Here is a 26212-nt window from a genome sequence, read left to right on the forward strand (position 1 = left end):
CGTCAGACCTCCGGATCCGCGGGATGCGGAGCCACCAGGGGCAACTGCGAGGCCAGTCGCTGCTCGCACAACCCGGCCAGGCGGTCGTACCCCGCCTCACCCATCAGCTCGGTCAGCTCGGCCCGGTAGGAGACGTACACCGGCTCGCCCGCGCCGTGCGCCGAGGTCGCCGACGTGCACCACCAGTGCAGGTCGTGGCCGCCCGGTCCCCAGCCCCGGCGGTCGTACTCGCCGATCGACACCTGCAGCACCCGGGTGTCGTCGGGCCGGTCGATCCACTCGTAGGTCCGCCGCACCGGCAGCTGCCAGCAGACGTCCGGCTTGGTCTCCAGCGGCTCGCGGCCCTCCCGCAGCGCCAGGATGTGCAGCGAGCAGCCGGCCCCGCCCGGGAACCCGGGCCGGTTCTGGAAGATGCACGAACCCTGGTAGGGGCGGGTCTGCCGTGAGCCCTCGTCGTCCTCCACGACCCAGCCGGTCTCCATGCCCACGTCATGGTGCTGCCAGATCTCCGGCGTCAGCCGTGCCACGTGCGTGGCCACCCGCTTCTCGTCGTCCTCCTCCGAGAAGTGCGCTCCGAGGGTGCAGCATCCGTCGTCCGCGCGGCCCGCCCGGATGCCTTGGCAGCCGCTCCCGAACACGCAGTTCCAGCGCGAGGTCAGCCATGTCAGATCGCACCGGAACACCTGCTCGTCGTCGGCGGGATCCGGAAACTCCACCCACGCGCGCGCGAAGTCGAGCCCCTTCTCGTCGCTCGTCTTCGTGGCCTTCTCGGACCTGGACGCCCTCGCCTGCGAAGAAACCTTCGATCCCCTGGAGGATTTGTCGGTCTTCGCCTTTTTCGTCTTTGGCACGCCTCCAGGGTAAGTGGCCCCGCATCGCTCTCAGGACCGAGGACCGGCGTACTGGCAGTAGCGTGCCGTACATGAGACTCGGTGTCCTCGACGTGGGTTCGAACACGGTGCATCTGCTGGTGGTGGACGCACACCCCGGCGCACGCCCCCTGCCCGCGCACTCGCACAAGGCGGAGCTGCGGCTCGCGCAACTGCTCGACGGCAGCGGTGCCATCGGTGCCGAAGGGGTCGACAAGCTCGTCGCCGTCGTCCTGGAGGCCCTGCAGGCGGCCGAGGACAAGGGTGTCGAGGACCTGCTGCCGTTCGCCACCTCCGCGGTACGGGAGGCGAGCAATGCGGACGACGTCCTGGCCCGGGTCAAGGACGCCACCGGTGTCGAGCTGCAGGTGCTGAGCGGCGCGGAGGAGGCACGGCTGACGTTCCTCGCGGCGCGCCGCTGGTTCGGCTGGTCGGCCGGCAAACTGCTCGTCCTCGACATCGGGGGCGGCTCACTGGAGGTCGCGTACGGCATCGACGAGGAACCCGACGCGGCGGTGTCGCTGCCCCTGGGGGCCGGCCGGCTCACCGCGGCATGGCTGCCCGGGGACCCGCCGGATCCGGCCGATGTGAAGGCGCTGCGCCGGCACGTACGGGCGGAGATCGCCCGCACGGTCGGCGAGTTCAGCCGCTTCGGGGCGCCCGACCATGTGGTCGCCACCTCCAAGACGTTCCGGCAGCTCGCCCGCATTGCCGGGGCGGCACGCTCGGCCGAGGGCCTGTACGTGCAGCGCGAGCTGAAACGGGAGTCCCTGGAGGCGTGGGTGCCGCGGCTGGCCGGGATGACCTACGACGAACGTGAGGACCTCCCCGGCGTCTCCGAGGGCCGCGGGAACCAGCTCCTCGCCGGGGCGCTGGTCGCGGAGGGGCTGATGGACCTCTTCGGTGTGGAGACGCTGGAGATCTGCCCGTGGGCGCTGCGGGAGGGTGTGATCCTTCGGCGGCTGGACCACATGGTGACGCCGTAGACGCCGACGGCACCTGAGACGGCACCTGAGAGGGCGTGGAGGGTGTACAGGGCGTACAGGACGTAGGGGCGCAGGAGGAGCGGGGGCGGGCGCAGGCAGGGCGCCGCCGGGGCGCGGGTACGGGACGGCGGGAGCACGGGTGAGCGGGCGGGTCCGCGCGGTGGCGGCAATGGTTCGCTGTGCCCCTTCCCACATCCCTCCTGTCGCATCCGGCCCTCCATGTCAACGCGACGCCCCGTACCCTGTCCCTCGTGGCAGAACCTGTAGTGCGCATCCCGGATGCGAAGGTCGCCCTGTCGACGGCTTCCGTCTATCCGGAGTCGACGGCGACGGCCTTCGAGATCGCGGCGCGCCTCGGGTACGACGGGGTCGAGGTCATGGTGTGGACCGACCCGGTCAGCCAGGACATAGAGGCGCTGCGCCGGCTCAGCGACCACCACGGGATCCCCATCCTGGCCGTCCACGCCCCGTGCCTGCTGGTCACCCAGCGTGTCTGGTCCACCGATCCGTGGGTCAAGCTCCAGCGCGCCCGCGTGGCCGCCGAGAAGCTCGGCGCCGGCACCGTGGTCGTCCACCCGCCCTTCCGGTGGCAGCGCCAGTACGCCCGTGACTTCGTGGAGGGTGTCTGGCGCATGGCGGACGAGACGGATGTGCGGTTCGCCGTCGAGAACATGTATCCATGGCGCTACCGCGACCGCGAGATGCTCGCGTACGCCCCCGGCTGGGACGTGACCGGGCACGACTACCGCCACTTCACGATCGATCTCAGCCACACCGCGACGGCACGCACCGACGCCCTCCAGATGCTCGACCGCATGGGCGACCGCCTCGGCCACGTCCACCTCGCCGACGGCAACGGCTCCAGCAAGGACGAGCACCTCGTGCCCGGCCGCGGCATCCAGCCCTGCGCCGAGGTCCTGGAGCGGCTGGCGCTCACCGGCTTCGACGGGCACGTCGTCATCGAGGTCAACACCCGCCGCGCCATGTCCAGTGCCGAGCGGGAGGCCGACCTCGCGGAGGCCCTCGCCTTCGCCCGCCTCCACCTCGCGTCGGCCGCGAAGGTGCCCCGCGGGTGAGCAGGGCACGGGCGAGGCGGATGCGGCTGAGGGGGATGCCGCTGAGAGCGATGCCGGGCGGGACGCCGGTGAGCGGGGTGTTCCGTCCGTGACCGGGGCGAGCCATGTGCGCCGCGGCAGGGGACGGCCCAGCCGCACGGAGACGGCGGCGGCCCCCGCCACCCGGGACCGCATCCTGGAGGCGGCCCGCGAGGAGTTCTCCGAGCGCGGCTACGAGAAGGCGTCCGTGCGAGGCATCGCCAAGGCCGCAGGGGTCGACTCCGCGCTCGTGCACCACTACTTCGGCACCAAGGAACAGGTCTTCGAAGCGGCCATCGAGATCGTCTTCGCGCCCGCCCTGAGCGCGCCGGACGCGGTCGCCGACGGCCCCCGGGACGCCGTCGGCGAGCGCCTGACCCGGTTCGTGTTCGGTGTCTGGGAGAACCCGGTGACCCGTAGGCCGCTGCTGGCCGTGGTCCGCTCCGCCGTGAACAACGAGACCGCGGCCGCCGTCTTCCGCCGCCTGGTCGCCGCGCAGCTCCTGCGCCGTATCGCGGGACAGCTGGACGTCCCGGACCCGGAACTGCGCGCCGAGCTGGCGGCCGCGCAGCTGGTCGGGGTGGCGATGCTGCGGTACGTGATCAAGGTGGAGCCGCTGGCGTCGGCGGACCTGGAACAGCTGGTGGCGCGACTGGCACCCGTCGTGCAGGGGCACCTGACGAACCCCTGAGCACCCCGCGGGCTCGGGTTCTCCGGCTGCGGCGCAACCGCCGGATGACCATAAATGCTCGTGCAAGCGTCCGCGCAAACGTTTACGCAAGCGTTTAATGCAAGCGTTTACGCAAACGCTCGCACGCCCCTCCCGGCCTCGGCCGCAGCACGAGACGCGCATCCCGTATCCCGGACATCGTGTCCGCACCTTGGAGCACCGGCGTAGGCTCGACGTGAGTCAGAACTCTCCGAAGGAGCGAGCGACGATGCCCGAGCTGAGGTCCCGCACAGTCACCCACGGCCGCAACATGGCGGGCGCCCGCGCCCTGATGCGCGCCTCCGGTGTACCCGGTGCGGACATCGGACGGAAGCCGATCATCGCGGTCGCCAACTCCTTCACGGAGTTCGTTCCGGGCCACACCCACCTCCAGCCGGTCGGCCGGATCGTCAGCGAGGCCATCACGGAGGCGGGCGGCATCCCGCGCGAGTTCAACACGATCGCGGTGGACGACGGCATCGCGATGGGCCACGGCGGAATGCTCTACAGCCTGCCCTCCCGCGACCTGATCGCGGACAGCGTGGAGTACATGGTGGAGGCCCACCGCGCCGACGCCCTGGTCTGCATCTCCAACTGCGACAAGATCACCCCGGGCATGCTGATGGCGGCGCTGCGCCTGAACATCCCGGCGGTCTTCGTCTCCGGCGGCCCGATGGAGGCCGGCCGGGCCACCCTGGTCGACGGCACGGTCCGCTCCCTCGACCTGATCGACGCGATCGCCGACGCCGCCAACGACAAGATCTCCGACGAGGACATCCTCCGCATCGAGGAGAACGCCTGTCCGACGTGCGGCTCCTGTTCCGGCATGTTCACGGCCAACTCGATGAACTGTCTCACCGAGGCGATCGGCCTCTCCCTCCCCGGCAACGGCTCGGTCCTCGCCACGCACACGGCCCGCAGGGCGCTGTACGAGGACGCCGCCCGCACGGTCATGGACCTGACCCGCCGCTACTACGAGCAGGACGACGAGACGGTCCTGCCGCGCTCCATCGCGACCTTCTCCGCCTTCGAGAACGCGATGGCCCTGGACATCGCGATGGGCGGCTCGACCAACACGATCCTGCACCTGCTGGCCGCGGCCCAGGAGGCGGGCGTCCCCTTCGGCCTGGAGGAGATCGACCAGGTCTCGCGCCGGGTCCCCTGCCTGGCGAAGGTGGCCCCGAACGTCGCCAAGAACCGCACGTACTACATGGAGGACGTGCACCGCGCAGGCGGCATCCCCGCCCTCCTCGGCGAACTGCACCGCGCGGGCCTGCTCAACGAGGACGTGCACGCGGTCCACAGCCCGTCCCTCGCGGACTGGCTGAAGACCTGGGACGTCCGCGGCGGCTCCCCCTCGCCCGAGGCGGTGGAGCTGTGGCACGCGGCACCGGGCTGTGTCCGCTCCGCCGAGGCGTTCTCCCAGTCCGAGCGCTGGGAGGCCCTGGACGAGGATGACCAGAACGGCTGCATCCGCTCCGTCGAGCACGCGTACTCCAAGGACGGCGGCCTGGCCGTCCTCAGGGGCAACCTCGCGGTCGACGGCTGCGTGGTGAAGACGGCGGGCGTCGACGAGTCGATCTGGACGTTCGAGGGCCCGGCGGTCGTCTGCGAGTCCCAGGACGAGGCCGTCGAGAAGATCCTGACCAAGCAGGTCAAGGAGGGCGACGTCGTCGTCATCCGCTACGAGGGTCCCAAGGGCGGCCCCGGCATGCAGGAGATGCTGTACCCGACCTCGTACCTGAAGGGCCGGGGCCTGGGCAAGGCGTGCGCGCTGATCACGGACGGCCGTTTCTCCGGCGGCACGTCGGGCCTGTCGATCGGCCACGCGTCCCCCGAGGCGGCCTCGGGCGGCACGATCGCCCTGGTGCGCGACGGCGACCGCATCCGCATCGACATCCCGAACCGCGCGATCGACCTCCTGGTCGGCGACGAGGAACTGGCCGACCGCCGCGCCGCCCTGAACGGCGCCTACGTCCCCGTCGACCGCGACCGCAAGGTCTCGGCCGCCCTGCGCGCCTACGCCGCGATGGCGACGAGCGCGGACAAGGGCGCGGTGCGGGATGTGACGAAGCTCGGCTGAGGGCTCGTGTTCGTGTGAGGGCCGCTCCTTCGGGGGCGGCCCTCCCGTTCGTCACCAGCGCGACGGATCGCGCCCGTCCACGCCGAAGACGGTGCCGTCGGGGGCGGCGGCGTAGACGTGGCCGTCGACGAGGACGGGATCGGGCAGCGCGGCTGCGACCCGATCCGCTTTCGGGCCCAGGCGTGGCGGAGTCTGGCCGATGAACTCTCCCGTGCCGGCGTCGAAGGCCAGCAGCCGCCCGTCTGCAGCGGTGAAGTAGACATGCCCGCCGTCCATGACCGGCGCCGAGCCGCGGCTCACGGACGTTTCCACGTGCCAGAGCTGCTTCCGCGCGTTCATGTCCACGGCTTCCAGCGAGCCGCCCGCGGCGAGGAGGTACACGACGCCGCCGTGCACGGTGGCGTGGGGGCGTTCGCGCCGGACGGGCAGGGCCACCCTGCGCGCCGCCTTGGATTCCGGGGTGTAGCGGACCACGGCGTTCGTCTCACCATGGACGGTCTCGTCTGCGGACAGGAAGAACACGCTGCCGTTCGTGGCACCGAAAGGTCTCAGCGTTCCTTGCAGATGTGCGTCCCACCGCACGTCGCCGGTTTCAGGATCCACGGCGGTGACGTGCGTGCTCGATCCGTCGTCGGAGGTGCTCGTCGCATACGCCAGCGGGTCCCCTGGGAACGCGGTGAAGTACGGCATTCTCTGGCCGGGGATCCGGCGGCGCCACTCGCTGTCTCCCGATGCGCTGTTCACTCCGGTGACCGTCCCGTCCGCGGCGGTGAGCAGGAGCATGCCGCCGGCCAGCCCCATTCCGTTGTACTCGGGCATGGCCCGTCGCCAACGCGTTGTTCCCGATGCGGGATCCAGCGCCTCCATGTGCCGGAGCTGGGCCGTCAGCGGCTGGACGAGTCCCCCCGACAGGACGGGCGGTCCGTTCCTGGGCGTTCTGCCGACGGAGTGCCGCCACAGCTGGGAGCCGTCGGACGGGCGGAGGGCGAACACCAGTCCGGGCTGTGCGCACAACAGTTTCCCCGCCCCATGGGAACATTGGGGCGCACTTCCGTCCTCTGGGGCGAGCTTCACCTCCCAGGCACGGAATGCGTCCGCCGTGGTCCGGGACGTGGCAGCCTTCGACGGGGTGGGTTGGCCTCCGAGTGACAAGGTCCAGGCGAGCGCACCGCCCACGGCCAGCAGGAGTGCTCCGCCCGCGAAGAACACGTTCCTGCGGGTGCGCCTCCTGAACCGCCGCTCCGGCTCCTCGACGCGGGGCTCCGGCACGGGCCCCTCACCTGTCCGCTGTGCCGGTATGAACGGCTGGGTGTCGTACGACGCCGAGACCGTCCGGAGTTCCCGCATCAGCTCGTCCGGTGTGGGCCGGTCCTCGGGCTCCTTGGCGAGACAGCGCAGTACCAGCGGTGCGAGGCTCTCCGGAACACCGGTCAGGTCCGGCTCGTCGTGCACGACCTGGTAGGCCACGATGTAGGGGCTGTCGGAGTCGAACGGCCCCCGCCCGGTGGCCGCGTGCACCAGCACGGACCCGAGCGCGAAGACATCGGCCGCGGGACCGACCTCCCTCGGCCGCCTGAACTGCTCGGGTGCCATGAAGGGCGGCGTGCCGATCAGCTTGCCCGTCTCTGTGCGCAGTTCACTGTCCTTCGGCCGGGAGATGCCGAAGTCGATGACCTTCGGCCCGTCCTCGGCGAGCAGCACGTTGCTGGGCTTCAGGTCCCGGTGCACGACCCCGACGCGATGAATGTCGCGCAGCGCCTCCGCGAGCCCGGCCATCAGCCGACGCAACTGCGCGGAAGGCATGGGACCGTTCCGCTTGACATGATCGGCCAAGGTCGGACCGGGAATGAACAGCGTGGCCATCCACGGTCGTTCGGCCTCCGGATCGGCGTCGACCACGGGCGCGGTGAAGGCTCCGCTCACCTTCCTGGCCGCGGCCACCTCCTGCCGGAAACGACCCCTGAACTCGGGATCCCTGGCGAACTGGGCGTGTACGACCTTGACCGCGAGCTTCATGCCCGAAGCGCTCCGGGCCAGATGCACGACGCCCATGCCACCGGATCCCAGGCAGGACTCCAGGTGGTATTGACCGGCGTACTCGGGAAGTTCCGCTTCCGCGCCCGCTCCGGTGTTGCGCTGTGGAGTCATGGACCACCCCCGTGCTCTTCGTACGCGCGCGCGACGCACGGAGCCTAGTCGATGACTCGTACGAGACCGAGGCGGCTTGCTAGCCTCCGTACGCGTGTTGCGTTCCGCCTGTTTCACGGCGTGATGCGAGGGAATGAACGAGGTCCCATGGCAGTCATGGGACTTGAACGGGGGAGGTTTTGCATGTCTGCTGAGCATGCCGAAGAAGCCGGGGCCGGCGACAAGGCGGAGGCCGTCGCGACGACCGCGACCTTGCGCTACTACTCGGTGGCGCCCGGCGTCCGGCTCAACGTCCGCAGCGGACCGGGCACCAGCTACACCATCGTCCGGGTCCTGCCCGAGGGCGCCTCGGTCCCGATCTTCTGCCAGACACCGGGTACGACGGTCACGGGCCCCTACGGCACGACCAACATCTGGGACAACATCGACGACGGCGAGTACGTCTCGGATGCCTACGTGTATACGGGCACTGACGGGTACGTCGCCTCGCGCTGCGGTTGACCCAGGGGCGGCGGGACCCCGGTCGGGGCCGGAGTGATAATCGACGCGTGAGCGACGAGAACGGAACTCCGGACACCCCCCGGGGCCCCCGCCCCGAACCGATCCGCTACTTCGGCACGACCTGGGTCGAGCACGACGGCGGCTACCGGGCCCGTCGCCTCGCCGTCTCCGCCGGCGCCCTCGCGGCCTCCGCCGTCTCCTGCCTCGTCCTGCGCTTCGCCTACCAGGGCCTGCAGATCGCGGACGTCGGCAAGCCGGTGACCCTGATGGTCGTGGTGATGTTCGCGGTGTGCAGCGCGCTCGCGTTCGGCCACACCTGGGGAGCCTTCACCGAGCGCCCCGACCCGGACCGCCAGGCCACCCTGCGCGGCCTCCTGGCGATCGGCTTCGTCGGCTCGCTGCTCGCCTACTTCGTCCGTTCGCTGAGCGAGGCCCCCGGCGAGAAGCTCCACCGCGAGGAGCACGAGACGGCCCGCGCCGCCCACGACAAGCGCGCTTCCCGCCGCACGGGCGACCCGTCCCGCAGACGCCGCGCCTGACCCACCATGGGCGTATGACCGCCCCCTCCCACTCCGCCCGGGCCCGTTCCTTCAACGCCGCCGCGGCCCGGTACGCCGCGAACCGCCCCTCCTACCCGCCCGCCCTCCTCGACGCCGTGGAAGACCTCGCGGGCCGCCCCCTGGCCGGCGCCCGCGTCGCGGACATCGGCGCCGGCACCGGCATCGCCACCGCCCTGCTCAAGGATCGCGGCGCCCGCGTCCTCGCGGTGGAGCCCGGCGACGGCATGGCGGCCCAGTTCCGCCGCACCCTCCCCGGAGTGCCCCTCCTGCGTGGCGACGGCAACGCCCTCCCCCTCGCCACCGCCTGCGCCGACGTCCTCACCTACGCCCAGTCCTGGCACTGGACCGACCCCGCCCGCTCGGTCCCGGAGGCCCTGCGCGTCCTGCGGCCCGGCGGGGCGCTCGCGCTGTGGTGGAACACGGACGCCGGGGACGTCCCGTGGATCGCCGAGCAGGCGGAGCGCATCGAGCGGTTCTTCGGCAGCGGGCAGGCGTCCAAGAGCGGCGCCGGCGGCATCCGGACCGAACTCGCCTTCGCGGGCGCCCCCGAGGTCCCGGACCACACCCATCGTGTCGTCCGCTGGAGCCGCACGGTCCCCGTCGACACCCATCTCGCGAACATCGGCAGCCACTCGGTCTTCCTCGTCCTCGGCGAGGAGGGAGCGAACTCCTTCCTCGCCGAGGAGCGGGAACACCTCCTGAAGGTCTTCCCCGGCGGCCTGGTCGAGGAGGTCTACGACGCCGTACTGATCGTGGCGACGCGCCCGTAGGCCCCTCAGGAAGCCCCGGCGCCCCATCCGGCGACCGACGGAGGAGACCCACCGAGCCCCCAAGGAGACCCAGGCACCCAGGGAGACCCGCCGGAACCCCCAGGGAGACCCGCCGGAGCCCCCAAGGAGACCCATCACACAACCCCGCGGGCCCAACAGGCCCTTGACGGCGAATCGGCGGCGCGCGCAGTATTCATCGCATGATGAATATTCGCCGGAGGCATCCACCCGGCCCCCCGAACCCGCGGCAGGCCCCCACCGCCCCCGCCGTCCGCGCCGAGCACCTCACCGTCGTACGCGGCCCCCGCACGGTCCTGCGCGGCCTCGGCTTCTCCGTCCCCCGGGGCCAGATCACCGGCCTGCTCGGCCCCTCAGGCTGCGGCAAGACGACCCTCATGCGCGCGGTCATCGGCAGCCAGGCCAAGGTCACCGGCACCCTGGAGGTGCTCGGCCGCCCCGCGGGCGACCCCTCCCTGCGCTCACACATCGGCTACGTCACCCAGGCGGCCTCCGTCTACGACGACCTGACCGTCCGCCAGAACCTCGACTACTTCGCCTCGGTCCTCGACCCCAGGGCCACCGCCGGCGACCGCCGCCGCGACATCGATCGTGTCCTCGACGACATCGACCTCGCCTCGCACGCCGACGCCCTCGCCGGCACCCTCTCCGGCGGGCAGCGCAGCCGGGTCTCCCTCGCGGTCGCGCTCCTGGGCACCCCCGAACTCCTCGTCCTGGACGAACCGACCGTCGGCCTCGACCCCGTACTGCGCCGTGACCTCTGGAATCTCTTCCACACCATCGCGGCCGACCGGGGCGCCACGCTCCTCGTCTCCTCCCACGTCATGGACGAGGCCGAGCGCTGCCACCGTCTCCTGCTGATGCGCGAGGGCGAGATCCTCGCCGACGACACCCCGGACGCGCTGCGCACCCGCACGGGCGCGGAGACGGTCGAGGGGGCGTTCCTGCACCTGGTCGACGAGGCGGCGGCGAAGAGCAGTGCCGGAAAGGAGACGGTCCGATGACCACGACCAGCCCGCAGCCGGCGGGCAGCGCCCTCAACGCCTCCCGTACGACGGCGACCGCCGCCCGGGTGCTGCGCCAGCTCCGCCACGACCCGCGCACCATCGCCCTGATGATGCTCGTGCCGTGCCTCATGCTCTTCCTGCTGCGCTATGTCTTCGACGGCAGCCCGCGCACCTTCGACTCCATCGGGGCCTCGCTGCTCGGGATCTTCCCGCTGATCACGATGTTCCTGGTGACGTCGATCGCGACCCTGCGCGAACGCACCTCCGGCACCCTGGAACGCCTCCTCGCGATGCCCCTGGGCAAGGGCGACCTCATCGCGGGCTACGCCCTCGCCTTCGGCACCCTGGCGATCATCCAGTCGGCCCTGGCGACGGGCCTGGCGGTCTGGTTCCTGGGTCTCGACGTCACGGGTTCCGCCTGGCTCCTGCTCCTGGTCGCACTCCTGGACGCCCTGCTCGGCACGGCCCTGGGCCTGTTCGTCTCCGCCTTCGCCGCCTCGGAGTTCCAGGCGGTCCAGTTCATGCCGGCGGTGATCTTCCCGCAGCTCCTCCTGTGCGGACTGTTCACCCCCCGCTCCAACATGCATCCGGCCCTGGAAGCGATCTCCGACGTGCTCCCGATGTCCTACGCGGTGGACGGCATGAACGAGGTCCTCCGGCACACCGAGATGACGGCCACATTCGTCCGGGACGTGCTGGTCGTCGCGGGGTGCGGGCTGCTGGTGCTGGGACTGGGCGCGGCGACGCTGCGGCGCAGGACGGCCTGATCCCCGTCCCGCCCTCCGGACACGCCGACCGCGCCACCGCCACCGGTGCGAGGATGAATCGGACGACGCAATTCTCGGAGGGCACCCGCACCATGACCCAGAAAGTCGCAGTCCTCGGCACCGGAAAGATCGGCGAGGCCCTGCTCAGCGGAATGATCCGGGCCGGCTGGGCCCCCGCCGACCTCCTGGTCACCGCCCGCCGCCCGGAACGAGCCGAGGAGCTCCGCACCCGCTACGGCGTCGAAGCCGTCAGCAACGCCGACGCCGCCAAGCGCGCCGACACCCTCATCCTGGCCGCCAAGCCCCAGGACATGGGCAGGCTGCTCGACGAACTGGCCCCGCACATCACCGCCGACCGCCTGGTCATCAGCGCCGCCGCCGGCATCACGACCGCCTCCATCGAGGAACGCCTCGGCGACGGCGTCCCCGTCGTCCGTGTCATGCCCAATACCCCCGTCCTCGTGGACGAGGGCATGTCCGTGATCTCGGCCGGCGCGCACGCCTCCGCCGCGGACCTCGCCCACACCGAGGAGATCTTCGGGGCCGTCGGCAAGACCCTCCGCGTCCCCGAGTCCCAGCAGGACGCCTGCACCGCCCTCTCCGGATCGGGGCCGGCGTACTTCTTCTACCTGGTCGAGGCCATGACCGACGCCGGCATCCTGCTCGGGCTGCCCCGCGACAAGGCCCACGACCTGATCGTCCAGTCCGCGATCGGCGCGGCCGTCATGCTCCGCGACAGCGGGGAGCACCCCGTGAAGCTCCGCGAGAACGTCACATCGCCCGCCGGTACGACGATCAGCGCGATCCGCGAGCTGGAGAAGCACGGCGTACGAGCGGCCCTGATCGCGGCACTGGAGGCGGCCCGCGACCGCAGCCGCGCACTGGCCTCCGGCAGCAACGGCTGACCCCGTGCCCACCGCCGGGCCCCGGCGGTGGGCACACGGCACTCAGCCGGCCGGCAGCAGCCCGATCGCCCGGTACGCCGCGTCCACCCGCGGCCTGGCCATGTCCCTCGCCCGCTGGGCACCGGCCCGCAGCACCCCGTCCACATGCCCCGGGTCCGCGCACAAGTCCTTGTGCCGCTCCTGCACGGGCCGCAACAACTCGACCACGGCCTCCGCGGTGTCCTTCTTCAACGCGCCGTAGGACTGGTAGGCGCCGCTCAGGCCCTCCGGGTCCCGGCCCTCACACGCGGCGAGGATCTCCAGCAGGTTCGCCACCCCCGGCCGCGCCTCCCGGTCGTAGACGACGTCCGTCCCGCTGTCGGTCACGGCCCGCATGATCTTCTTCCGCACCGCGTCCGGCTCGTCGAGCAGATAGACGACTCCTTGCCCCGAGTCGTCCGACTTCCCCATCTTCGACGTCGGGACCTGCAGATTCATGACCCGGGACGCCACCTTCGGAGGGGTCGCCCGAGGCACCACGAAGGTGTGCCCGTACCGCTGGTTGAACCGCACCGCCAGATCACGCGCCAGTTCCACGTGCTGTGTCTGGTCGTCCCCCACGGGCACCTCGTCCGTCCCGTACGCCAGGATGTCGGCCGCCATCAGCGCGGGGTACGTCAGCAGCGACAGCCGCACGCTCCCGCCCCGCTCCCGCTCCCGTACGGCCTTCTCCTTGTACTGGATCATCCGCCGCATCTCGCCGTCCGTGGCCACGCACTCCATCAGGTACGAGAGCCGCGCGTGCTCGTCCACATGGCTCTGCACGAACACGGTGCACAACTCGGGGTCGAGCCCCGCCGCCAGCAGCAGGGTCGCCGCCTGCCGGCTGAGCCTGCGCACCCGCGCCGGATCGTGGTCCACGGTCAGGGCGTGCAGATCGACGACGCAGAAAAGGGAGTCGGCCTGGTGCTGGTCCACCTCGGCCCACCGGCGCATGGCTCCCAGGTAGTTCCCCAGCGTCAGATGCCCGGTCGGCTGGATCCCGCTGAAGACCCGTGTCATTGCTCTACCTCCTGGTCGGAGCCGCCGTGACCGGTCGGCCGCCCTTCAGGAGGGAGATACGGAAACGGCCGCCGGGGCGGCGGCCGTCGAGTGCATACGTGAGTGCGGCCGCCGTCAGGCGGGCCACCACTGCTGGCTACACGTACGCGATGTCATGACGAGGAGAGTACCCCGTCGTGGTTCGGCGCGGAGCCGAGTTGACACGTCCCCGCCCGCTCCGTAGTGTTCTCCGGGTTGTCCGACGTGAGCACCGACTCCGGTCGGTCCCCGGACGACCATTCCGCAGGTACTCAACGCCATCGGCGATTCGTCGTCGTGTCCATTGGTGTGCGTATTCACGGAATGAGGAATCCATGTCCGAGCTTGTGTGAGGACACGGCCCCGATTAGCTCGGGAGCCGGGAATCCGCTAAAGTCTCACTCGTCGGAACGGCTCAACGGCCGCAAAGACAGCCCGCTCTGACCGGGAATCAGCTCCGAAAGGATCTGATAGAGTCGGAAACACCGAAGGGAAGCGCCCGGAGGAAAGCCGTGAGAGTGGTTCTCGTGGTGAGTACGAAGGAAGCGTCCGTTCCTTGAGAACTCAACAGCGTGCCAAAAGTCAACGCCAGATATGTTGATACCCCGTCTGTCGGAGCGTTGTGTTCCGATGGTCGAGGTTCCTTTGAAACAACACAGCGAGGATGCTGTGAACCACTGGGTTATTCCTCTGGTGGTTCCGCTCTCGTGGTGTCGACCGGTGGTATTCATTTACCGGCCGGGTAAGCATTCACGGAGAGTTTGATCCTGGCTCAGGACGAACGCTGGCGGCGTGCTTAACACATGCAAGTCGAACGATGAAGCCCTTCGGGGTGGATTAGTGGCGAACGGGTGAGTAACACGTGGGCAATCTGCCCTGCACTCTGGGACAAGCCCTGGAAACGGGGTCTAATACCGGATACGACCCGGGGAGGCATCTCCTTGGGTGGAAAGCTCCGGCGGTGCAGGATGAGCCCGCGGCCTATCAGCTTGTTGGTGAGGTAACGGCTCACCAAGGCGACGACGGGTAGCCGGCCTGAGAGGGCGACCGGCCACACTGGGACTGAGACACGGCCCAGACTCCTACGGGAGGCAGCAGTGGGGAATATTGCACAATGGGCGCAAGCCTGATGCAGCGACGCCGCGTGAGGGATGACGGCCTTCGGGTTGTAAACCTCTTTCAGCAGGGAAGAAGCGCAAGTGACGGTACCTGCAGAAGAAGCGCCGGCTAACTACGTGCCAGCAGCCGCGGTAATACGTAGGGCGCAAGCGTTGTCCGGAATTATTGGGCGTAAAGAGCTCGTAGGCGGCTTGTCGCGTCGGTTGTGAAAGCCCGGGGCTTAACCCCGGGTCTGCAGTCGATACGGGCAGGCTAGAGTTCGGTAGGGGAGATCGGAATTCCTGGTGTAGCGGTGAAATGCGCAGATATCAGGAGGAACACCGGTGGCGAAGGCGGATCTCTGGGCCGATACTGACGCTGAGGAGCGAAAGCGTGGGGAGCGAACAGGATTAGATACCCTGGTAGTCCACGCCGTAAACGGTGGGCACTAGGTGTGGGCCACATTCCACGTGGTCCGTGCCGCAGCTAACGCATTAAGTGCCCCGCCTGGGGAGTACGGCCGCAAGGCTAAAACTCAAAGGAATTGACGGGGGCCCGCACAAGCGGCGGAGCATGTGGCTTAATTCGACGCAACGCGAAGAACCTTACCAAGGCTTGACATACACCGGAAACATCCAGAGATGGGTGCCCCCTTGTGGTCGGTGTACAGGTGGTGCATGGCTGTCGTCAGCTCGTGTCGTGAGATGTTGGGTTAAGTCCCGCAACGAGCGCAACCCTTGTCCCGTGTTGCCAGCAGGCCCTTGTGGTGCTGGGGACTCACGGGAGACCGCCGGGGTCAACTCGGAGGAAGGTGGGGACGACGTCAAGTCATCATGCCCCTTATGTCTTGGGCTGCACACGTGCTACAATGGCCGGTACAATGAGCTGCGATACCGCAAGGTGGAGCGAATCTCAAAAAGCCGGTCTCAGTTCGGATTGGGGTCTGCAACTCGACCCCATGAAGTCGGAGTCGCTAGTAATCGCAGATCAGCAGTGCTGCGGTGAATACGTTCCCGGGCCTTGTACACACCGCCCGTCACGTCACGAAAGTCGGTAACACCCGAAGCCGGTGGCCCAACCCCTTGTGGGAGGGAGCTGTCGAAGGTGGGACTGGCGATTGGGACGAAGTCGTAACAAGGTAGCCGTACCGGAAGGTGCGGCTGGATCACCTCCTTTCTAAGGAGCACTTCTAGGCTGCTTCGGCGGTCCAGAGGCCAGTACATCGGCGAGTGTCCGATGCTGGTTGCTCATGGGTGGAACGTTGACTACTCGGTCAGGACCTCGGGTCGGGGGCTGCTAGTACTGCTCGTCAGAGCGTGGAACGCATGATCTTCGGACAGGGTCTGGCCGGGCACGCTGTTGGGTGTCTGAGGGAATGGATTTCTCCTCAGTCGCCGGCCCCAGTGAACTCGGACCGTGGTGGTTCGGGGTGGTGGGTGGTTGGTCGTTGTTTGAGAACTGCACAGTGGACGCGAGCATCTGTGGCCAAGTTTTTAAGGGCGCACGGTGGATGCCTTGGCACCAGGAACCGATGAAGGACGTGGGAGGCCGCGATAGTCCCCGGGGAGTCGTCAACCAGGCTTTGATCCGGGGGTTTCCGAATGGGGAAACCCGGCAGTCGTCATGGGCTGTCACCCACTGCTGAACACATAGGCAGTGTGGAGGGAACGAGGGGAAGTGAAACATCTCAGTACCCTCAGGAAGAGAAAACAACCGTGATTCCGGGAGTAGTGGCGAGCGAAACCGGATGAGGCCAAACCGTATGTGTGTGAGACCCGGCAGGGGTTGCGCATGCGGGGTTGTGGGTTCTTTCTTCTGCGGTCTGCCGGCCGTGGGACGAGTCAGAAACCGTTGATGTAGGCGAAGGACATGCGAAAGGTCCGGCGTAGAGGGTAAGACCCCCGTAGTCGAAACGTCAGCGGCTCGTTTGGAAGATACCCAAGTAGCACGGGGCCCGAGAAATCCCGTGTGAATCTGGCGGGACCACCCGCTAAGCCTAAATATTCCCTGGTGACCGATAGCGGATAGTACCGTGAGGGAATGGTGAAAAGTACCCCGGGAGGGGAGTGAAATAGTACCTGAAACCGTGTGCCTACAAGCCGTGGGAGCGTCGGGGTTTTCGGACCCTCGTGACTGCGTGCCTTTTGAAGAATGAGCCTGCGAGTTTGCGGTGTGTTGCGAGGTTAACCCGGGTGGGGTAGCCGTAGCGAAAGCGAGTCCGAAGAGGGCGTTTTTAGTAGCACGCTCAAGACCCGAAGCGGAGTGATCTAGCCATGGGCAGGTTGAAGCGGAGGTAAGACTTCGTGGAGGACCGAACCCACCAGGGTTGAAAACCTGGGGGATGACCTGTGGTTAGGGGTGAAAGGCCAATCAAACTCCGTGATAGCTGGTTCTCCCCGAAATGCATTTAGGTGCAGCGTCGTGTGTTTCTTGCCGGAGGTAGAGCACTGGATAGGCGATGGGCCCTACCGGGTTACTGACCTTAGCCAAACTCCGAATGCCGGTAAGTGAGAGCGCGGCAGTGAGACTGTGGGGGATAAGCTCCATGGTCGAGAGGGAAACAGCCCAGAGCATCGACTAAGGCCCCTAAGCGTACGCTAAGTGGGAAAGGATGTGGAGTCGCACAGACAACCAGGAGGTTGGCTTAGAAGCAGCCACCCTTGAAAGAGTGCGTAATAGCTCACTGGTCTAGTGATTCCGCGCCGACAATGTAGCGGGGCTCAAGCGTACCGCCGAAGTCGTGTCATTGCAGCATGAGGGTTAACGCCTGTTGTGATGGGTAGGGGAGCGTCGTCTGCCGGGTGAAGCGGCACTGGAAGGTAGTCGTGGACGGTTGACGAGTGAGAATGCAGGCATGAGTAGCGATTCACACGTGGGAAACGTGTGCGCCGATTGACTAAGGGTTCCTGGGTCAAGCTGATCTGCCCAGGGTAAGTCGGGACCTAAGGCGAGGCCGACAGGCGTAGTCGATGGATAACCGGTTGATATTCCGGTACCCGCTGTGGAGCGTCAAACATCGAGCATCGTGATGCTAAGGCCGTGAAGCCGCCGGGTGCGTCTTCGGACAATCTCGGAGTGGTGGAGCCGCCGGACCAAGCGGTTAGTAGGTGAGTGATGGGGTGACGCAGGAAGGTAGTCCATCCCGGGCGGTGGTTGTCCCGGGGTAAGGGTGTAGGCCGCAAGGTAGGTAAATCCGCCTTGTGTGTGGCTGAGACCTGATGCCGAGCCGATTGTGGTGAAGTGGATGATCCTATGCTGTCGAGAAAAGCCTCTAGCGAGTTTCATGGCGGCCCGTACCCTAAACCGACTCAGGTGGTCAGGTAGAGAATACCGAGGCGTTCGGGTGAACTATGGTTAAGGAATTCGGCAAAATGCCCCCGTAACTTCGGGAGAAGGGGGGCCATGCCTGGTGATCGGATTTACTCCGTGAGCTGGGGGTGGCCGCAGAGACCAGCGAGAAGCGACTGTTTACTAAAAACACAGGTCCGTGCGAAGCCGTAAGGCGATGTATACGGACTGACGCCTGCCCGGTGCTGGAACGTTAAGGGGACCGGTTAGCTCACTTTCGGGTGGGCGAAGCTGAGAACTTAAGCGCCAGTAAACGGCGGTGGTAACTATAACCATCCTAAGGTAGCGAAATTCCTTGTCGGGTAAGTTCCGACCTGCACGAATGGCGTAACGACTTCTCGACTGTCTCAACCATAGGCCCGGTGAAATTGCACTACGAGTAAAGATGCTCGTTTCGCGCAGCAGGACGGAAAGACCCCGGGACCTTTACTACAGTTTGATATTGGTGTTCGGTTCGGCTTGTGTAGGATAGCTGGGAGACTGTGAAAGCCATACGCCAGTATGGTGGGAGTCGTCGTTGAAATACCAGTCTGGTCGTGCTGGATGTCTAACCCGGGTCCGTGATCCGGATCGGGGACAGTGTCTGATGGGTAGTTTAACTGGGGCGGTTGCCTCCTAAAGGGTAACGGAGGCGCCCAAAGGTTCCCTCAGCCTGGTTGGCAATCAGGTGTTGAGTGTAAGTGCACAAGGGAGCTTGACTGTGAGACCGACGGGTCGAGCAGGGACGAAAGTCGGGACTAGTGATCCGGCGGTGGCTTGTGGAAGCGCCGTCGCTCAACGGATAAAAGGTACCCCGGGGATAACAGGCTGATCTTCCCCAAGAGTCCATATCGACGGGATGGTTTGGCACCTCGATGTCGGCTCGTCGCATCCTGGGGCTGGAGTCGGTCCCAAGGGTTGGGCTGTTCGCCCATTAAAGCGGTACGCGAGCTGGGTTTAGAACGTCGTGAGACAGTTCGGTCCCTATCCGCTGTGCGCGTAGGAGTCTTGAGAAGGGCTGTCCCTAGTACGAGAGGACCGGGACGGACGAACCTCTGGTGTGCCAGTTGTTCTGCCAAGGGCATGGCTGGTTGGCTACGTTCGGGAGGGATAACCGCTGAAAGCATCTAAGCGGGAAGCCTGCTTCGAGATGAGGACTCCCACCCACTTGATGGGGTAAGGCTCCCAGTAGACGACTGGGTTGATAGGCCGGATCTGGAAGCCTGGTAACAGGTGGAGGTGACCGGTACTAATAGGCCGAGGGCTTGTCCTCAGTTGCTCGCGTCCACTGTGTTGGTTCTGAAACCACGAACAATCCCGCTGTCACGCGGTCGGTTGTGTGTTTCGTAGTGTTTCGGTGGTCATAGCGTGAGGGAAACGCCCGGTTACATTCCGAACCCGGAAGCTAAGCCTTACAGCGCCGATGGTACTGCAGGGGGGACCCTGTGGGAGAGTAGGACGCCGCCGAACTAATTGTGGGAAAACCCCGCACCTCACGGTGCGGGGTTTTCTGCGTTTAGGCTCGTACCCATGCGCTATGACCTGGTGATCTTCGACAACGACGGGGTCCTCGTGGACAGCGAGCCCATCTCCAACCGGCTCCTCGCCACCTACCTCACCGAGTTGGGGCACCCGACCACGTATGAGGACTCCCTGCGCGACTACATGGGTGCCGCCATGCACCGCGTGCACGACATGATCGAGGAGCGCACGGGGCGGAGGCTGCCAGGCGACTTCGACGACGTCTTCCACACGCGTGTCTTCGCCGCGTTCGAGAGGGAGCTGAAGCCCGTCGCCGGGGCCATGGAGGTGCTGGAGAAGCTGGCGGCGGACGGGGTGGCGTACTGCGTGGCGTCGTCCGGGAGCCATGAGCGGATCCGGGTCGGTCACCGGACGACGGGGCTCGACCGGTGGTTCGACCAGGACCGGGTCTTCAGCGCGCAGGACGTGGGGCGGGGGAAGCCCGCCCCCGACCTGTTCCTGTACGCCGCCGAGCGGATGGGAGTCGCGCCGCAGAGGTGCGTCGTCGTCGAGGACAGTCCGCTCGGGGTGCAGGCCGCCGTGGCCGCGGGGATGGACGTGTACGGGTTCACCGCCATGACGCCCGCCGGCAGGCTCGCCGGAGCCACGCACCTCTTCTCCGGCTTGGGGGAGTTGCCCGACCTGCTCATATGACCCCGGCCGTGACACGGGTCGCGGGAGCGGAAGGTCAACGCGCTCGCCGCGCTCATTCTCTTCGTGAACGTCGTCGGGCTGCTGCTCACCTTCGTCTCCGGCGACCCGCGGCTGATGCTCGCCAAGGACAGCGGGATCAGCAGCGCGATCGGGATCGGGATCCTGGTCTCCGTGGCGCTGGGCAGGCCGATGATGAGCGCCGCCATGAAGCCGTGGCTGGTGAAGGGCGACGGCGACAGGGAGGCCGCGTGGGCGCGGCTGCGGGAGGGATCTGCGGAGTTCCGGCGGGCCGAACTGCTCTTCTCGCTCGTATGGGGAGTGGTGCTCCTCGGCGAGTGTGTCGTGCGGGTCGTGGGGGCGTACACCCTGCCCGTGGACACCATGGTCTGGCTCGGCTCCGTCATCCAGATCGCCGCGATGGTCCTGGGCTTCCTCGCCGGCGGGGCCCTCGCCGCCGGCCCCATGGCGGCCATGCTCAGCGCCGAGCTGAAGGGCCACGAGACCGAGGCGAACCGGGTTGCCGCCCTCGCGGTCGCCCGGTAAAGCTGAACAAAAATCATCTTCGGCTGGATCTACCCACCGGTAAGCCGGGGCCCTACGCTCGCCGCCATGACTGATGTGCTGCGGCGCGGCAGGGCCTCGCTGGCGTTCGGCTTCTTCGCCCAGGGCACCACCTTCGCCCTGCTGGTGACCCGGATTCCGGCCATTCAGGACCGGTACGGGGTGTCCGACGCCCTGCTCCCCGTCTTCCTCGCCGCGGTGCCGGTCCTGGCAGGCGTCGGCAGCGTGGCGACCGAGCAGCTCGTCAAGCGGGTGCGGCCCAGCCGGCTGCTCTGCTGGTCGCAGCCCGTGGTGCTGCTCTCGCTGCTCGGCGTCGGAGCCGGGCGGCAGATGACGGAACTCGCGATCGCGATGGCCGCGTTCGGGCTGGCCGTGGGCGCGCTGGACGCCTCCATGAACATGCTCGGGGTGAGCCTCCAGCGGACGTACGGGCGCAGCATCATGCTCGGTTTTCACGCGGCGTACAGCCTCGGCGGGATCGTCGGCGCGTCGCTCGCCTGGATGGGCGCGCACTGGCATCTGGCGCTGTGGGTGTCGTATCTGCCCGTCGTCGCGGTGCTGCTGCCGGCCACGCTGGCCGGCAGCCGGTGGTACGTCGACGCGAGCGCGCCCGTGGTGGACGCCCCGGAGCGGAGCGGAAACCCCGGCCCCGTCGTCTTCAGGCTGCTGCTGCCGCTCTGCCTGGTGATGACGTTCGCGTACATCGGGGACTCCACCGTCTCCAACTGGAGCGCCAAGTACCTGCAGGACACGCTCGGGAGCTCGGAGCAGCTGGCGACCGTCCCGTACAACGTCTACATGGTCACCACACTGCTCGGCCGGTCCATCGGGGACTCCGGGGTGCGGCGGTTCGGGGCCGCGGCCGTCGTGCGGCTCGGGGCGCTGCTGTCGGCGCTCGGGTTCGCCGTGGTGGCGGGGGCGCCCGGGGCCTGGGTGGGGATGCTCGGGTTCACCCTGCTGGGTCTCGGGCTGTGCGTACTGGTGCCGCAGACCTTCGCTGCCGCGGGGCGGTTGTTCCCCGGGGCTTCGGACACGGCCATCGCACGGCTGAACATCTTCAACTATGTGGGCTTTCTGATCGGCTCGCCGTTGGTGGGCGCGCTCGGGGACGCCTGGAACTACCGGGGCGCCATGCTTGTGCCGATGGCGTTGGTCCTGGTGACGCTGGTGTATGCCCGCTCGTTCGCGCCCGCGGCGGACCGATACGGTGACGGACATGAGCGGGCGTGCACAGCTGATGTGGGACGAGGCGGTAACGGGGTATGACTTCGGTCAGGACCATCCGATGGATCCGGTCCGGCTCGCGCTGACCAGGAGACTCGTCGACACCTTCGGGCTCGACCGGGAGGCCGGGGTGGTCTCGGCCAAACCGGCGGGCGACTCGACGCTGCGGCTGGTGCACCAGGAGGGGTACGTGCGGGCCGTGAAGGCCGCGTCCGCGGATCCGGCGTCGGCCGACGGGGCGTACGGGCTGGGCACCATGGACGATCCCGCCTTCGCCGGGATGCACGAGGTGTCCGCGCTGATCGCCGGGCAGTCGGTGGGGGCGGCCGAGGCCGTGTGGCGGGGGGAGGCCCTGCACGCGGTGAACTTCGCGGGCGGACTGCACCACGCGATGCCGGGCGCCGCCTCCGGGTTCTGCATCTACAACGACGCCGCGCTCGCCATCGCCCGGCTGCTGGAGCTGGGCGCCGAGCGGATCGCCTACCTGGATGTGGACGTGCACCACGGAGACGGTGTGCAGGCCGTCTTCTGGGACGATCCGCGGGTGCTGACCGTCTCGCTGCACGAGCATCCGCGGACCCTCTTCCCGCAGACCGGGTGGCCGGAGGAGACGGGCGGTGAGCACGCGCCGGGCAGCGCGGTGAACCTGGCGCTGCCGGCCGGGACCGGGGACGCCGGGTGGCTGCGGGCGTTCCATGCGGTGGTGCCGGAGCTGATCGCCGATTTCCGGCCGCAGGTGCTGGTCACCCAGCACGGCGCCGACACCCATTTCGAGGACCCGCTCGCGCACTTCGCCGTGTCGCTGGACGCGCAGCGAGCCGTGCAGGCCGCGTGCCACGACCTCGCCCATGAGCACGCCGACGGGCGCTGGGTCGCGCTGGGCGGGGGCGGGTACGCGGTCGTCGAGGTCGTCCCGCGCTCGTGGACGCATCTGGTGGCGATCGCGGTGGGCCGGCCGATCGCGCCGGAGACCGTGATCCCCGAGAGCTGGCGGCGGGAGGTGTTCGCCCGGACGCGGCAGTTGGCGCCGATGCGGATGACCGACGGCCGGTGGCCGGTCGAGTACGCGGACTGGGAGGCGGGGTACGACCCGGCGGACCGGCTGGACCAGGCGGTGCTCGCCACACGCAAGGCGGTGTTCCCGCTGCGTGGGCTGCTGCCGTAGCGGGCCTCGCCGCGACGCCGGTCGCAGGCCGACGGGCCCGGCGCCGAGCACGCCACGAAGGCCGCCCGCGACGGTGATCGCCCACCGGCGGCCGTCCGGGCGCGGACGCGGTCCGTCGTACGTCCGCGGCTCGCCGTTCGCGGCTGTGGTCCGCGCCTGCAGTTCCCGCCCAGGGCCCCGGTGCCCCGTGCGCCGCCCGTGGCTCCGGTCCCCGTCCGGGGCCGCTGTTCGCGGACGTGGCCCCTGACCGCGGTCATCGGCCCGCGTGGCGGATGACCGGCGCCGGGCGTCGGCGCCGGCCGTGGCGTCGTAGGTGCGCGTGGAGTCGGGGCGGTGCTCTGGGCCGTCGTGGGCTAGGGACGTGCGGTTACGCCGACTGTGGGGTGTTTTCCGCTTTTCGGGGCTTCGGTGAGGGCGAATGGGCCAGCATCGCTGACGTGTTGAGCACCGGAGCGCTGCGTGCGCACTTGCTGGCCGCCCGGCTCGCCGGGCCCGTGGCCACCTCGCGCGAGGAGAGCCTGCGCAGCTATCGGCTCTTCGCCGCCCGTGATCCCCGCGCTCTGATCGGTCTGGATCCCGAAGGGACGTGGGGGCAACGGGAGGTGATGGCGTTGATGGCCGACAGGTGTGGGGTTTCGGCCGATCCCCGGCACACCTCCGGTCACGATGTGATCGACCCGGAGCGCACGCTGGAGGCACTCGACGCCTTCGCGCGGCGGATCGGCAAGGCCGCGCGGGACGGGGTGCCGGTCCTCCTCGGCACCGGACACCCGCACCGGCTGCTCGGTTTCTACGCCGCGCTCGCGGACGCTCTGTCGGCGGCAGGATGTACCGTTCTCACCCCGGCGCAGGGTCGCTGTGTCGACATAACGACCCGGTTCGGCCTACGCACGTACAACCTTGATTACGTACGAGGTGTCGCGTTCGTGCGGAAACCGAGGCCCGGGACCGCCGGTTGTGAGACCGGCGCACACACCCACTCGCCGCTCCCGGTCCGTACCGCGCTGGCGGTCGCGGCCGAGGCCGGCGGGCCGCTGCCCGAGCTCGTCATCGGAGACCACGGGTGGGTCTGCGGGGCAGGTCAGCTGGGTTTCGACGCCATGGGCCTGGCCGATACGGACGATCCGGCGCTCTTCGTCGGTGAGGCGGAGGGGCGCGTGTCCGTCGCCGTTCCGCTCGATGACGCTGTGCGGTCTGCTTACTACCAGCCGCTTACTCGCTATGTACTCAATCGAGCGTGTCTGTCACAGTAGGCCGCCGATGCCATCCCCTCTTCCCCACTTGCATCACCCGCCCCTAGTCTGGGGAGTGAGCACGCAACGACGAAGAGTCACCGGAAGGGGAAGCCGGTGGCCGTCGAGTGCGGAAGGTTCAGGTGTGTCATGGCTGCAGCTGGCGAGAGGCCTCTGAACGAGGTTCAGTTCCTGACCGTGGCGGAAGTCGCCTCGGTGATGCGAGTGTCGAAGATGACCGTGTACCGGTTGGTGCACAGCGGTCATCTGCCGGCGATCCGGGTGGGAAGGTCCTTCCGGGTGCCGGAGCAGGCGGTTCACGAATATCTCCGCGAGAGTTACGTGGGGGTGGAGACGGCCTGACGACAGCCCGGCGGGGCCTGTTGGGACCTGCCGGGTCACCTCGATTACGACCTCAGCGCTCGGGCGGGTAGGCTAGCCCCTCGTAGGTCGTGTGGGCCCATGGCGCCCAGCACCGAGTGATGAGAAGTGAGCGAGGGTAGTCGTGGGCTCTGTTATCAAGAAGCGGCGCAAGCGGATGGCCAAGAAGAAGCACCGCAAGCTGCTCAAGCGCACGCGCGTTCAGCGTCGTAACAAGAAGTAGGACGCGGCCCGCAAGGGCGCCCTTGCTTCTGTGCGCGAGCGCGCACACGGTGACCCCCCACCCCCGGTGGGGGGTCATTGGCGTTCCGGCCGGGGTGCGGCCGCGCGTACGACGGTGGGTCCGAATGGCTTGGTCTGATCGTTCGGACGGGGCTGTGGTCACTTACTGCATCGGGCGGTCATCACAGCGCAACATCGACCCGATAAGTTGGCCGCACACGGGGAACGCGGCAGGCTAGCGGGCAGAGCTGCGTCCACGACCGGACGCGACGGAAGAGAGGCGCTGATCTTGGGGAAGGTCGTGCTCGTGACCGGAGTGGCCCGCCGGCTCGGCGGCCGGTTCGTACGACGGATCCAGCGTGACCCGGACGTCGACCGCGTCGTCGCGGTCGACGCGGTCCCGCCCGAGCACCATCTGGGCGGCGCCGACTTCGTCCGGGCCGACATCCGCCAGCCCACCATCGCCCGCGTGCTCGCCGAGCACTCCGTCGACACGGTCGTCCACATGGACGTGACCGGCACGCCGCTGGGCAGCGGCAGCCGGGCCACGGTCAAGGAGACCAACGTCATCGGCACCATGCAACTACTCGGCGCCTGCCAGAAATCCCCGACCGTCAAGCGGCTCGTCGTGAAGTCCAGTACGAACGTGTACGGGTCCGCGCCCCGGGACCCGGCGGTCTTCACCGAGACGACCCCGCCCAAGTCCCTGCCCAGCGGAGGCTTCGCCAAGGACACCGTCGAGGTCGAGGGGTATGTGCGGGGCTTCGCGCGGCGCCGGCCCGATGTGGCCGTGTGCGTGCTGCGCTTCGCCAACATCCTCGGCCCGGGCGCCGATTCACCCCTCGCCTCGTACTTCTCGCTGCCGGTGCTGCCCACCGTCTTCGGCTACGACCCGCGGCTGCAGTTCGTCCACGAGGACGATGTGATCGAGGTGCTGCGGATCGGCTCCCACGAGCCGCAGCGCGGCACGCTCAACAGCGGCACGTTCAACGTCGCCGGTGACGGGGTGCTGCTGCTGTCGCAGTGCGCGCGCCGCCTCGGCCGGCCCACCGTGCCGCTGCTCCTGCCCGCGGTCACCTGGTTCGGCTCGGCGATGCGCACCCTGGGCATGACGGACTTCTCACCCGAGCAGATCCGGCTGCTCACCCACGGCCGGGTGGTGTCGACGGACGAGATGCGTGAGACGCTCGGATACGAGCCCAAGTACACGACCGCGGAGACCTTCGCGGACTTCGCGCACAGCCGCGGCCCCGGACTGCTGCCCCCGGAGGCCCTTGCGGGGGCCGTCGACCGGATTGCCGCATTGCCCGTCCTGGGCGGCGGTCACCCCCCGACGCAGAGCGCCAACTGA

General features: G+C 68.3%; 20 protein-coding genes, 3 rRNA genes and 1 pseudogene. 21 read left to right on the top strand and 3 right to left on the bottom strand.

Translation table 11 applies throughout. From position 1 onward, the window contains the following. Positions 1–2: 2 nt before the first annotated feature. Positions 3–851, bottom strand: coding sequence for a DUF3109 family protein (locus tag ACZ79I_RS22475; RefSeq protein WP_471499283.1), 849 nt, complete (start codon positions 849–851; stop codon positions 3–5). A gap of 71 nt (positions 852–922) precedes the next feature. On the opposite strand from ACZ79I_RS22475, the gene ACZ79I_RS22480 reads away from it, so the two are divergent. The 4 genes from ACZ79I_RS22480 (at position 923) to ilvD (ending at position 5741) form a co-directional block, all read left to right on the top strand. Beyond that, positions 923–1855: a Ppx/GppA family phosphatase gene (locus ACZ79I_RS22480; protein ID WP_471499284.1), complete on the top strand. Its 933-nt coding sequence runs from the start codon at positions 923–925 to the stop codon at positions 1853–1855. A gap of 251 nt (positions 1856–2106) precedes the next feature. After that, positions 2107–2931: a sugar phosphate isomerase/epimerase family protein gene (locus ACZ79I_RS22485; RefSeq protein WP_471499285.1), complete on the top strand. Its 825-nt coding sequence runs from the start codon at positions 2107–2109 to the stop codon at positions 2929–2931. A gap of 88 nt (positions 2932–3019) precedes the next feature. After that, positions 3020–3640 carry a TetR/AcrR family transcriptional regulator gene (locus ACZ79I_RS22490; RefSeq protein ID WP_471499286.1) on the top strand — a complete coding sequence of 207 codons (621 nt, stop codon included), beginning with the start codon at positions 3020–3022 and terminating at the stop codon, positions 3638–3640. Between the two features lie 247 nt (positions 3641–3887). After that, the gene (gene ilvD, locus ACZ79I_RS22495) at positions 3888–5741 is read left to right on the top strand and encodes a dihydroxy-acid dehydratase (protein WP_471499287.1); all 1854 of its coding nucleotides are present in this window, start codon (positions 3888–3890) and stop codon (positions 5739–5741) included. A 51-nt stretch (positions 5742–5792) separates the two neighbouring features. Here ilvD and ACZ79I_RS22500 read toward each other — a convergent pair whose 3' ends face one another. After that, positions 5793–7889, bottom strand: coding sequence for a serine/threonine-protein kinase (locus ACZ79I_RS22500; RefSeq protein ID WP_471499288.1), 2097 nt, complete (start codon positions 7887–7889; stop codon positions 5793–5795). Between the two features lie 183 nt (positions 7890–8072). On the opposite strand from ACZ79I_RS22500, the gene ACZ79I_RS22505 reads away from it, so the two are divergent. From ACZ79I_RS22505 to proC, 6 genes are all read left to right on the top strand, one after another. Continuing rightward, a complete protein-coding gene (locus ACZ79I_RS22505) occupies positions 8073–8390 on the top strand; it encodes an SH3 domain-containing protein (RefSeq protein ID WP_471499289.1) in 318 nt (105 codons plus the stop codon). A 47-nt stretch (positions 8391–8437) separates the two neighbouring features. Further along, positions 8438–8929, top strand: a complete 492-nt coding sequence (locus ACZ79I_RS22510; RefSeq protein ID WP_471499290.1) for an EamA/RhaT family transporter — start codon at positions 8438–8440, stop codon at positions 8927–8929. Between the two features lie 14 nt (positions 8930–8943). After that, positions 8944–9720, top strand: coding sequence for a class I SAM-dependent methyltransferase (locus ACZ79I_RS22515; RefSeq protein WP_471499291.1), 777 nt, complete (start codon positions 8944–8946; stop codon positions 9718–9720). A gap of 200 nt (positions 9721–9920) precedes the next feature. Then, complete coding sequence (locus ACZ79I_RS22520; protein WP_471499292.1) at positions 9921–10742, top strand: ABC transporter ATP-binding protein; 822 nt, start codon at positions 9921–9923, stop codon at positions 10740–10742. After that, on the top strand, positions 10739–11512 hold the full coding sequence (locus ACZ79I_RS22525; protein ID WP_471499293.1) for an ABC transporter permease: 774 nt from the start codon (positions 10739–10741) through the stop codon (positions 11510–11512). Before ACZ79I_RS22520 ends, ACZ79I_RS22525 begins: the two co-directional genes overlap by 4 nt. Before the next feature lie 92 nt (positions 11513–11604). After that, positions 11605–12417 carry a pyrroline-5-carboxylate reductase gene (gene proC, locus ACZ79I_RS22530; RefSeq protein WP_471499294.1) on the top strand — a complete coding sequence of 271 codons (813 nt, stop codon included), beginning with the start codon at positions 11605–11607 and terminating at the stop codon, positions 12415–12417. 42 nt (positions 12418–12459) lie between these two features. Here proC and trpS read toward each other — a convergent pair whose 3' ends face one another. Then, a complete protein-coding gene (gene trpS, locus ACZ79I_RS22535) occupies positions 12460–13458 on the bottom strand; it encodes a tryptophan--tRNA ligase (protein WP_471499295.1) in 999 nt (332 codons plus the stop codon). Positions 13459–14225: 767 nt separating this feature from the next. Between trpS and ACZ79I_RS22540 the strand changes: the two genes are divergently transcribed. The 11 genes and pseudogenes from ACZ79I_RS22540 (at position 14226) to ACZ79I_RS22590 (ending at position 26212) form a co-directional block, all read left to right on the top strand. Then, positions 14226–15750 (top strand): 16S ribosomal RNA (locus ACZ79I_RS22540). A 307-nt stretch (positions 15751–16057) separates the two neighbouring features. Beyond that, positions 16058–19174, top strand: a 23S ribosomal RNA gene (locus tag ACZ79I_RS22545). Positions 19175–19254: 80 nt separating this feature from the next. Continuing rightward, positions 19255–19371: ribosomal RNA gene (gene rrf, locus ACZ79I_RS22550) — 5S ribosomal RNA — on the top strand. Together the 16S, 23S and 5S rRNA genes form the textbook arrangement of a ribosomal RNA operon. A 60-nt stretch (positions 19372–19431) precedes the next feature. Continuing rightward, a complete protein-coding gene (locus ACZ79I_RS22555; RefSeq protein ID WP_471499296.1) occupies positions 19432–20076 on the top strand; it encodes an HAD family hydrolase in 645 nt (214 codons plus the stop codon). A gap of 21 nt (positions 20077–20097) precedes the next feature. Next, positions 20098–20619: pseudogene (locus ACZ79I_RS22560) on the top strand (VC0807 family protein); the annotation flags it as partial. A gap of 66 nt (positions 20620–20685) precedes the next feature. Next, complete coding sequence (locus tag ACZ79I_RS22565) at positions 20686–21903, top strand: MFS transporter (protein WP_471499297.1); 1218 nt, start codon at positions 20686–20688, stop codon at positions 21901–21903. Then, positions 21854–23026 carry an acetoin utilization protein AcuC gene (locus ACZ79I_RS22570; protein WP_471499298.1) on the top strand — a complete coding sequence of 391 codons (1173 nt, stop codon included), beginning with the start codon at positions 21854–21856 and terminating at the stop codon, positions 23024–23026. Before ACZ79I_RS22565 ends, ACZ79I_RS22570 begins: the two co-directional genes overlap by 50 nt. Positions 23027–23463: 437 nt before the next feature. After that, a complete protein-coding gene (locus tag ACZ79I_RS22575; RefSeq protein WP_471505142.1) occupies positions 23464–24279 on the top strand; it encodes a phosphatase in 816 nt (271 codons plus the stop codon). A 129-nt stretch (positions 24280–24408) separates the two neighbouring features. After that, the gene (locus ACZ79I_RS22580) at positions 24409–24621 is read left to right on the top strand and encodes a helix-turn-helix domain-containing protein (protein ID WP_004984898.1); all 213 of its coding nucleotides are present in this window, start codon (positions 24409–24411) and stop codon (positions 24619–24621) included. A 142-nt stretch (positions 24622–24763) separates the two neighbouring features. Beyond that, positions 24764–24862: a 30S ribosomal protein bS22 gene (locus tag ACZ79I_RS22585; RefSeq protein ID WP_003948845.1), complete on the top strand. Its 99-nt coding sequence runs from the start codon at positions 24764–24766 to the stop codon at positions 24860–24862. A 288-nt stretch (positions 24863–25150) separates the two neighbouring features. Then, positions 25151–26212: an NAD-dependent epimerase/dehydratase family protein gene (locus ACZ79I_RS22590; RefSeq protein ID WP_471499299.1), complete on the top strand. Its 1062-nt coding sequence runs from the start codon at positions 25151–25153 to the stop codon at positions 26210–26212.

The sequence above is a fragment of the Streptomyces sp. PSU-S4-23 genome (assembly GCF_055632315.1).

Excerpts from the sequence above, each read along its gene's own strand:
- ACZ79I_RS22480 (WP_471499284.1), top strand. The coding sequence starts at position 923 with ATGAGACTCGGTGTCCTCGACGTGGGTTCGAACACGGTGCATCTGCTG.
- ilvD (WP_471499287.1), top strand. The coding sequence starts at position 3,888 with ATGCCCGAGCTGAGGTCCCGCACAGTCACCCACGGCCGCAACATGGCG.
- ACZ79I_RS22500 (WP_471499288.1), bottom strand. The coding sequence starts at position 7,889 with ATGACTCCACAGCGCAACACCGGAGCGGGCGCGGAAGCGGAACTTCCC.
- ACZ79I_RS22505 (WP_471499289.1), top strand. The coding sequence starts at position 8,073 with ATGTCTGCTGAGCATGCCGAAGAAGCCGGGGCCGGCGACAAGGCGGAG.
- ACZ79I_RS22515 (WP_471499291.1), top strand. The coding sequence starts at position 8,944 with ATGACCGCCCCCTCCCACTCCGCCCGGGCCCGTTCCTTCAACGCCGCC.
- ACZ79I_RS22520 (WP_471499292.1), top strand. The coding sequence starts at position 9,921 with ATGATGAATATTCGCCGGAGGCATCCACCCGGCCCCCCGAACCCGCGG.
- ACZ79I_RS22525 (WP_471499293.1), top strand. The coding sequence starts at position 10,739 with ATGACCACGACCAGCCCGCAGCCGGCGGGCAGCGCCCTCAACGCCTCC.
- proC (WP_471499294.1), top strand. The coding sequence starts at position 11,605 with ATGACCCAGAAAGTCGCAGTCCTCGGCACCGGAAAGATCGGCGAGGCC.
- trpS (WP_471499295.1), bottom strand. The coding sequence starts at position 13,458 with ATGACACGGGTCTTCAGCGGGATCCAGCCGACCGGGCATCTGACGCTG.
- ACZ79I_RS22555 (WP_471499296.1), top strand. The coding sequence starts at position 19,432 with ATGCGCTATGACCTGGTGATCTTCGACAACGACGGGGTCCTCGTGGAC.
- ACZ79I_RS22565 (WP_471499297.1), top strand. The coding sequence starts at position 20,686 with ATGACTGATGTGCTGCGGCGCGGCAGGGCCTCGCTGGCGTTCGGCTTC.
- ACZ79I_RS22570 (WP_471499298.1), top strand. The coding sequence starts at position 21,854 with ATGAGCGGGCGTGCACAGCTGATGTGGGACGAGGCGGTAACGGGGTAT.
- ACZ79I_RS22580 (WP_004984898.1), top strand. The coding sequence starts at position 24,409 with ATGGCTGCAGCTGGCGAGAGGCCTCTGAACGAGGTTCAGTTCCTGACC.